This is a genomic window from Nocardioides pocheonensis (genome assembly GCF_003725535.1).
GTDB lineage: Bacteria > Actinomycetota > Actinomycetes > Propionibacteriales > Nocardioidaceae > Marmoricola > Marmoricola pocheonensis.
Window position 1 is genome coordinate 145,526 of the sequence record NZ_RJSF01000009.1, and the last position, 6,942, is coordinate 152,467.

General features: G+C 71.0%; 7 protein-coding genes. 6 read left to right on the forward strand and 1 reads right to left on the reverse strand.

Features of this window, described 5'->3' with window-relative positions:
- The first annotated feature begins 81 nt into the window (after positions 1-81).
- The 3 genes from EFL26_RS05560 to EFL26_RS05570 are packed head-to-tail and all read left to right on the forward strand — an operon-like array spanning position 82 to position 1,918.
- Positions 82-1,395 carry a PspC domain-containing protein gene (locus tag EFL26_RS05560; protein WP_183408042.1) on the forward strand — a complete coding sequence of 438 codons (1,314 nt, stop codon included), beginning with the start codon at positions 82-84 and terminating at the stop codon, positions 1,393-1,395.
- On the forward strand, positions 1,392-1,667 hold the full coding sequence (locus EFL26_RS05565; protein WP_123221906.1) for a hypothetical protein: 276 nt from the start codon (positions 1,392-1,394) through the stop codon (positions 1,665-1,667). Before EFL26_RS05560 ends, EFL26_RS05565 begins: the two co-directional genes overlap by 4 nt.
- Positions 1,664-1,918, forward strand: coding sequence for a PspC domain-containing protein (locus tag EFL26_RS05570; RefSeq protein ID WP_123221907.1), 255 nt, complete (start codon positions 1,664-1,666; stop codon positions 1,916-1,918). Before EFL26_RS05565 ends, EFL26_RS05570 begins: the two co-directional genes overlap by 4 nt.
- A gap of 126 nt (positions 1,919-2,044) precedes the next feature.
- On the opposite strand, the gene EFL26_RS05575 is transcribed toward EFL26_RS05570, so the two are convergent.
- The gene (locus EFL26_RS05575; protein WP_246000037.1) at positions 2,045-2,776 is read right to left on the reverse strand and encodes a MerR family transcriptional regulator; all 732 of its coding nucleotides are present in this window, start codon (positions 2,774-2,776) and stop codon (positions 2,045-2,047) included.
- Between the two features lie 158 nt (positions 2,777-2,934).
- Here EFL26_RS05575 and EFL26_RS05580 point away from each other — a divergent pair, with 158 nt between their 5' ends.
- Genes EFL26_RS05580 through EFL26_RS05590 form a run of 3 tightly spaced genes read left to right on the forward strand, consistent with a single transcriptional unit; the run spans position 2,935 to position 6,829 of the window.
- Complete coding sequence (locus tag EFL26_RS05580) at positions 2,935-4,074, forward strand: acyl-CoA dehydrogenase family protein (protein ID WP_123221908.1); 1,140 nt, start codon at positions 2,935-2,937, stop codon at positions 4,072-4,074.
- Complete coding sequence (locus EFL26_RS05585; protein WP_123221909.1) at positions 4,071-4,973, forward strand: oxygenase MpaB family protein; 903 nt, start codon at positions 4,071-4,073, stop codon at positions 4,971-4,973. The genes EFL26_RS05580 and EFL26_RS05585 overlap by 4 nt, the downstream gene beginning before the upstream one ends.
- Positions 4,973-6,829, forward strand: a complete 1,857-nt coding sequence (locus EFL26_RS05590) for an AMP-dependent synthetase/ligase (protein ID WP_123221910.1) — start codon at positions 4,973-4,975, stop codon at positions 6,827-6,829. The genes EFL26_RS05585 and EFL26_RS05590 overlap by 1 nt, the downstream gene beginning before the upstream one ends.
- Positions 6,830-6,942 lie beyond the last annotated feature (113 nt).

Below are 6,942 nucleotides of genomic sequence, written 5' to 3' on the forward strand. Positions count from 1 at the left end.
TGAGGTGGCCGGGGTGCGCGGCGCCCAGGATCAGGGGCGTCCCCGATGGTGCCGCCCGGCGCGGGCGAACACGATGGAGACATGAACGAGACCCTTCACGACCAGGGCCCGGCCCCTCACCCGGGACCGGCCCCGCAGCCGCAGGCGACGCCGCCGCACCAGGACCTGGACCGGCTGCGTCGCAGCACGTCGAACCGCTACATCGCCGGCGTGGCCGGCGGACTCGGCCGGCACTTCAACATCGACCCGACCATCCTGCGCGTGCTGCTGGTGGTGCTCACCTTCTTCGGCGGCGCCGGGCTGGTGATCTACGCGGTCTGCTGGCTGTTCGTGCCCGAGGACGACGCGGACCACGCGGTCGTCCACATCGGGACGGAGCCGCGGAAGATCCTGCTCCTCGCGGCCGCCGGCATCGCCTTCCTGCTCGCGGTCGGTGACGCGTTCAACGGCTTCGGCGCCGGCTGGCCGATCGTCAGCATCGCGGTGATCGTCGCGATCGTCCTGATCGCTCGCGACCGGCGCAACAACGGGTCTCCCGGTCCGGCCCCTGCAGCTCCGCCGGCCCCCGGCACGACCCCGCCCGCGAGCGGCGACGCATCCGCGTGGGCGGCGAGCTCGACGGGCACGCCCGGCTTCTCCTCACCGGCCGCGACCGCGCCGGTCGGCGGGTCGGCGTACGGCGCCGAGGACACGCGCGTCCTGGACCCCACTGCTGCCCCCGCGTGGCAGCCGCCCGCGTGGCAGCCTCAGGTCGGCCGCCCGCCGCTCGTCGCGCCGCGCCCGAAGCGCACCGGCATCATCTGGTTCTGGCCGACCCTCGCCCTGATCGCCGTGGGCCTCGGAGCGCTCGGGATCTACGACCACGGCCACCACGTGGCCGACGGTGCCTACCCGGCGCTCGCCCTCGGGATCACGGCCGTGATGCTGCTGGTCGGGTCCGTGGTCGGCCGCCCCGGAGGGCTGATCCTGATCGGCTTCTTCTCCTCCGTGGCCCTGGCGGGCAGCGTCGTCGTCGGCGGCTCCTTCGGGGTCGACGCCCGCGACATCCACGAGACGCCCGCCACCGCGGCCGACGTGCAGAGCCACTACAAGAACACCGTCGGCGACATCCGGATCGACCTCACCCAGGTGTCCGACCCGGCCGACCTCGCCGGCCGCACCATCCACGCCGACCTGCGCACCGGCTACATCGAGGTGATCGTGCCGCGCAGCCTCAACGTCGACATCGACGCGAAGATGAGCGGCGCCGGCGGAGTCAGCATCCCCGGTGACGACAGCGGCGGCTTCAACCACGCGGCACGACGACACCTGACCGCCGTGCCCGCCAGCACCAGCGCCCCCCTCCAGCTGGACCTGGACGCCAGGTTCGGCCAGATCACCGTGGAGTACCGATGAACACCCGCCCCGTCTCGATCGCCCACCTCGTCTTCGGGCTCGTCTTCCTGGGAGCCAGCGTGCTCTGGGCAGTCGGCGCCGCCACCAATGCGGACGCCCCCGACCTGGCGCTGATGGCGCCGATCGTCCTGATCGGAGCCGGCGTCGTCGGCCTCGTCGGGATCGTGGTGAACAGCCGCAACGCCCGTCGCCGCGGCCTTCCGGCCGACGACGCCACCACCACCCCGGAGCCGGAGTACGCCGGCCCGGCCCCCGAGCAGGAGGAACGATGAGCAGCCAGCAGGAGACCCCGCAGTTCGCGGCGCCCCAGTTCCCGGGCCAGCAGTTCCAGGGGCAGCCCCCGAAGCGACTGCTCCGCACCCGGGACGACCAAATGATCGCCGGGGTCTGCGGCGGACTCGCCCGCTACCTCGGCGTCGACCCGACCCTGGTCCGGGTCGCCGCGGTGATCGCGCTCGTCTTCGCCTTCCCCGCCGCCCTCGTCGGCTACCTGCTGGCCTGGGCGATCATGCCGAGCACGTGATCTGGGACGCGCCAGCGGACCAGGTCGTCGGTGGTTGAGCAGCGAGTTCGGCTGAGCTTGCGAAGCCGAGACCGAGCGTGCCGAAACCTGGTGACGTGCGCAGAGTCGCACACCGGACTCAGAGGATCAGCGGCTCAGCGACCGGCTGATCACCTGGTTCGCCGCCCGCTGGAAGCCGCTGACCACGGCCTCGAGGGTCAGCTGGCGCAGCCGCGACATGGTCTGCTCGAACCGGGCCTTGTCCGCCTCGGTCCTCGCGCTCACCAGGTACGGCGCGAGCACCCGGTCCTTCAGGATCGCGGTGAGCTCGTCGGCGAGGGCGTCCATGTGCCGGTTGATCGCCTCGCCGGCAGCGACGAGCGAGTCCACCGGGATGTCGAGGTCGAGGGACTTCACCCCCACGTCGAAGGCCGGCAGCAGCTCGTACCGGCCCTCCTCGACCGGCCGGATGCTCATCATCGCCTCCAGCCGCTCGACCTGGGTGTCGTCGAGCCTGCGCCCGATCCGGGTCTCCAGCTGGCGCCGGGTCACCACCTCGTGTCCCCCGGACTTCCAGGAGGTCAGCATCGCCCGCTGCACGGCGAGGTCCTCGACCGAGGCGTCCTCGGGCAGGCGGGCGAGGTACTTCTCGATCGCGGCGAGGGTGAAGCCGTGGTCCTGCAGCGCGCGGATCAGCTCGAGCCGGGCGCGGTGCTGAGCGGAGTAGTAGGCCATGCGGCCGCGGCGGGCCGGCGGCGGGATCAGGCCGAGACCGGCGTAGTACCGCGTGGTCCGCACGGTCAGGCCGGTCGCTGCGGCGAGCTCGTCGACGGTGAGCATCTCGCCGTCGTCGTGCACGTCCTGCGCCTGGGCGCTCACGGGTCCCCCTACCTTCGCCGTCCGGCGACTCGTCGCGACTGTAACAGTCCTGCTGGCAGGGTCCGCGCGGGCGCGCGGCGACCCTTGCACGATGACAGTATTGCTGTCACAGTCACCTTGTCACGTTCCTTCCGCCCTCTCCTGCCGAAAGCGAGCCCATGCGCGACCTCTTCACCGCCGAGCACGAGGACTTCCGCAAGACCGTCCGGACCTTCTTCGAGCGGGAGGTCGTCCCCCACCACGACCAGTGGGAGAAGGACGGCATCGTGCCGCGCGACCTGTGGCTCAAGGCCGGCGAAGCGGGTCTGCTGTGCTTCGACGTGCCCGAGGAGTACGGCGGCCCCGGGGTCTCGGACTTCCGCTACAACGTGATCCTCTCCGAGGAGCAGACGCGGGCCGGAGCGAGCGGGCCCGGCTTCTCGGTCCACACCGACATCATCGTTCCCTACCTGACCAGCATCGCCAACGACGAGCAGAAGCGTCGCTGGCTCCCCGGGTGCGTCAGCGGCGAGACGATCACGGCGATCGCGATGACCGAGCCCGGCGCGGGCAGCGACCTGCAGGGCGTGCGGACGACGGCCGTCGACAAGGGCGACCACTACCTGCTCAACGGCTCCAAGACGTTCATCAGCAACGGGATCAACTCCGACCTCGTGATCGTGGTGGCCCGCACGGACCCCGATGCCGGACACAAGGGGATCAGCCTCCTCGTCGTCGAGCGCGGCATGGAGGGCTTCGAGCGCGGTCGCAACCTCGAGAAGATCGGCCTGCACGCCCAGGACACCGCGGAGCTGTCGTTCACCGACGTCGTCGTACCGAAGGAGAACCTCCTCGGCGAGGAGGGCCAGGGGTTCATCTACCTGATGATGAACCTCCCCCAGGAGCGGCTGATCATCGCCGCGCAGGCGGTCGCCGCCTGCGAGGGCGTGGTCGAGATGTGCCTGGACTACGCGAAGACGCGCGAGGCGTTCGGGAAGCCGATCGGCAAGTTCCAGCACAACCGCTTCCTGATCGCCGAGATGGCGACCGAGACCCGCGTGGCCCGCGCCTTCCTCGACGACTGCCTGCGCAAGCACCTCGACGGTAGGTTGGACGCCGTGGACGCGGCGATGGCGAAGTACCACTGCACGGAGCTGCAGAACAAGCTGGTCAACCAGGGCGTCCAGCTCCACGGGGGCTACGGCTACATGATGGAGTACCCGATCGCGAAGGCCTACCTGGACAGCCGGATCTCCACGATCTACGGCGGCACCACCGAGATCCAGAAGGAGATCATCGGAAGGTCCCTCGGGCTGTGAGGCTCGCGCTCGCCCACCCGCGCCGGCACGACAACCTGCGTCGGATCGAGCGCCTGGACCCTGCCGTCGACTTCGACGAGATCTTCCAGCTGGTGGCGTACCACGAGTTCCCCTGGGAGTACGTCCAGGGCACCTCGATCGCCTTCATGCGCGACTACGGGGTCCCGTCGATCAGCGACCTGCTCGACCGCACGGGACGCTTTGAGCACGACGGTCAGAAGCGGTACGACGACACGGTGCTGATCGGCTTCGAGGCCGTCGTCGACGGGGTCGACTCGCCACGGGCGCACGACACCATCCGGCACCTCAACCGGATCCACGGCCACTACGGCATTCCGAACCACGAGTTCCGCTACGTCCTCGCTACGACCCTGGTCGGCCCGAAGCGGTTCATCGACCGCTACGGCTACCGCCCGCTGCACCCGTACGAGGTCGAGGCGATGACCCGGGTGACCACCCGCTTCGGCGAGCTGATGGGGATCAAGGACCTTCCCGCGACGTACGCCGACTACGAGCGCCTGCTCGACGACTACGAGGCCGAGCGGTTCGCGCCCGACCCGGCGAACACCCGGGTCGCCGAGGCCAGCATCCGGATCGTCACGCACTGGTACCCCCCTGCCGTGCGCCCGCTGGTCCGCCGGGTCACGATCGCGATGCTCGACGAGCCGCTGCGCGTCGCCCTCGGGCTGCCGGCCCAGCCCGGCTGGCTGGTCCGGCTCGTCGACGGCCTGGTGCGGCTGCGTGGCAGGGCGCTGCGGCACCTCCCACCCCGCGCCGCCGACGACCCGTTCCGGCACGACGCCAGCCGGACCTACCCGTTCGGATACACGCTCGCGGCTCTCGGACCCCGGGACCGGAGCACGGAGCTGCACCGCGACGCGGTGAGGAAGGGAGCCTGATGAGCGACGTGCTCGCGGAACGAGCCCGGATCGAGAAGGAGATCGCGGGCCGGACGCTCATCGACTCGCTGGCCGAGACCGTCCGCACACGTGGCGCCGAGCCGGCGTACTCCGACCGCCACGGCGTGGCCGAGGGCGAGTCCTGGCGGACGCTGACCTGGGCGCAGACCCGCGACCTCGCGCTCGACGTCGCCAGCGCCCTGGTGGCGCGCGGCGTCGCCGTCGGCGACACCGTCGCGATCATGGCGACGAACCGGGTCGAGCACTTCGTCGCGGACATGGGCGCCGTGCACGCCGCAGCCACACCGATGTCGATCTACAACACGCTCTCTCCCGACCAGGTCGCCTACATCGCCCGCGAGTCGCAGCCGGCGGTCGTGGTGCTGGAGAACGCAGACCACGTCGCCCGCTGGAGCGACGCCCTCGCAGCGACCCCGAGCATCCGCGCCGTCGTGGTCCTCGACCCGGCGGCCCGGCCGGACCGCGACGACGCCCTCACCTGGGACGAGCTGGTCACCCTGGGCGCGGAGCACCGGGTGACCCATGCCGAGGAGCTCCAGGCCCGCGCCGAGGCACTGCACCCGGATGCGCCGGCGACGATCCTCTACACGTCCGGCACCACCGGCAACCCGAAGGGCGTGGTGCTCACCCACCACAACGTGCAGTACGAGGCGATCAGCACGCTCGAGGCTGCCGGCCTGCACGACCCGCAGGTGGCGGTGAGCTACCTGCCGCTCGCCCACATCGCGGAGCGCGTGCTCGGGCTCTACGGCCCGCAGATCCAGGGCAGCCACCAGCACGCCATCGGCGACCCGGCCGAGCTGCTCGCGACGCTGGGCGAGGTGCACCCGACCGCGTTCTTCGGCGTGCCGCGCGTGTGGGAGAAGATCAAGACCGGACTCTCCGCCAGGCTCGCGGCCGACCCCGACCCCGGCAACGTGGCGATGGTCCGGGAGGCCATGGCCGCGGGGCTGGCCTGGGTCGAGGCCCAGGAGGTCGGTGGCACCATGACCCCCGAGATCGAGGAGGCCTACCGCAAGGCCGACGAGTCGATCCTCGCCTTCCTGAGGCTGCTGCTGGGCCTCGACCGGGTGACCTGGGCCGGATCCGCCGCCGCACCGATGCCGCTCGAGGTCGCGAAGTTCATGGCCGGCCTCGGCCTGAAGGTCTTCGACGTCTACGGCATGACCGAGACCACCGGCGCGGTCACGGCGAACGGTCCCGGCGGGTTCCGGCTGGGCACGGTCGGCCGCGCGACGCCGGGCATGGAGGTCCGCCTCGGCGACGACGGCGAGGTGCTCGTGCGCGGCCCCGTGGTCACGCCGGGCTACCACCACCAGGACGAGGCGACCCGCCTGCTGATCGACGACGACGGCTGGGTGCACACCGGCGACATCGGCACGCTCGACGACGACGGCTTCTTCTCGATCGTCGACCGCAAGAAGGAGCTGATCATCACCTCGGCGGGGAAGAACATCGCCCCCTCCAACATCGAGAACTACCTCAAGGAGTCGCCGATCATCGGCCACGCGATGGCGATCGGTGACGGCCAGCCGTACGTCGTCGCGGTGCTCACCCTGGACGGCGAGATCGCGCGGGTCGTCGCCCAGCAGCACGGACTGGAGCACGACAGCCTCGCCGACCTCGCCGCGCACCCGCACTTCCTCGCGATGGCGCAGGAGGCGGTCGACGCCGCCAACGCCCGGCTCTCCCGGCCCGAGCAGGTCAAGCGCTGGACGCTCCTCCCGGAGGAGTGGACGGCGGAGTCCGCGGAGCTGACGCCGACCCTGAAGCTCAAGCGCCGGGTGGTCGCGGCGAACTACGCAGAAGAGATCGCCGCGCTCTACGAAGGCTGAGACCGCGGCGAGCCCGGAGGTTTCGAGGCTCGCTGGCGCTCGCACCTCAACCACCTCTGGACGCAGTGCGCGACCACCGCTGGTTGAGGTGCGGTTGCGCAGCAACCGCCTCG

Coding starts and splice junctions, on each gene's coding strand:
- EFL26_RS05560 (WP_183408042.1), top strand. CDS start 82: ATGAACGAGACCCTTCACGACCAGGGCCCGGCCCCTCACCCGGGACCG.
- EFL26_RS05565 (WP_123221906.1), top strand. CDS start 1,392: ATGAACACCCGCCCCGTCTCGATCGCCCACCTCGTCTTCGGGCTCGTC.
- EFL26_RS05570 (WP_123221907.1), top strand. CDS start 1,664: ATGAGCAGCCAGCAGGAGACCCCGCAGTTCGCGGCGCCCCAGTTCCCG.
- EFL26_RS05580 (WP_123221908.1), top strand. CDS start 2,935: ATGCGCGACCTCTTCACCGCCGAGCACGAGGACTTCCGCAAGACCGTC.
- EFL26_RS05590 (WP_123221910.1), top strand. CDS start 4,973: ATGAGCGACGTGCTCGCGGAACGAGCCCGGATCGAGAAGGAGATCGCG.